This window comes from 'Chrysanthemum coronarium' phytoplasma, assembly GCF_000744065.1.
In the GTDB taxonomy this organism is placed as follows: domain Bacteria; phylum Bacillota_I; class Bacilli_A; order Acholeplasmatales; family Acholeplasmataceae; genus Phytoplasma; species Phytoplasma asteris.
The window spans coordinates 1-990 of record NZ_BBIY01000120.1; the positions used below are offsets into that span (position 1 = coordinate 1).

Consider the following 990-nt stretch of genomic DNA (forward strand, 5'->3'; position numbering starts at 1 on the left):
GTAAATATGTGGGCACAAGATTTAGGATTGCAATCCTTTTTAGATTACAAACCACAAGAACTTTCTGAAGGTCACAAGCAATTAGCATCGATGGCAGGAGTTTTAATTTATAATCCTTCTATTTTGTTATTTGATGAATCTCTATCCAATCTTGATCCTGTTTCAAGAGCCAAAATGACTGCTTTAATAAAAACTATTCATCAAAAATACAATTCGACTATTTTAGTTATTGAACATTATTTAGAAGATATTTTAGATGATTCTTTTGATAGGGTAATAGTATTTGAAGATGAAAAAATTATTTATGACAATTCTCCCCAAAAATTAATTTTAGAAAATATTTTAACTAAACAAGGTATCCAAGAACCAACTTATATTAGTGCTTTGAAAAAGGTTGGCATCAATTTGGGAAGCCTTCCTTATTTATTAAATTTGCCTGCCCTAAAATCCTTATATTTTGTTCAATATTTTTCCAATCAATTAACAAATTTAAAAAAATGTGCTATTGCTCAAAACGACCCAACTCAATTATTGCCTTTTTTTCCCAAACAATTTGCCCCATTTTGCCCCATTTTGCAATTACAAAATATTTCTTATCACTATGAATCCAAACAACCCAATATTTTAAATGACATTTCTTTGGATTTATTTCCAGGAAAAATGATTAGTATTGTTGGTAAAAATGGTAGTGGTAAATCTACTTTAGCCAAAGTTATTTGTGGTTTTTGTAATCCTCAAACAGGAACTATTTTATTAAATAATCAAGATTTAACACATTTGTCTTTACAACAAAGATCAGAAAAAATTGGTTTTGTCATGCAAAATCCCCACCATATGATTTCTCAAAAAACTGTTTTTGAAGAAGTAGCATTGGGGCTTTTAGGCAAACAACTTTCATTAACTGAAATAAAAACAAAAGTGCATGCCATTTTGAAAACTTGTAATTTGGATTGTTTTGTTAACCGGCCTATTTCTGCTCTTAGTTTTGGA

General features: G+C 29.2%; 1 protein-coding gene. It reads left to right on the forward strand.

Annotated elements, in window-relative coordinates:
• Positions 1–990, forward strand: a 990-nt coding sequence (locus OYV_RS04025) for a DUF3744 domain-containing protein (RefSeq protein ID WP_042068426.1), incomplete at both ends; no start/stop codon positions are given.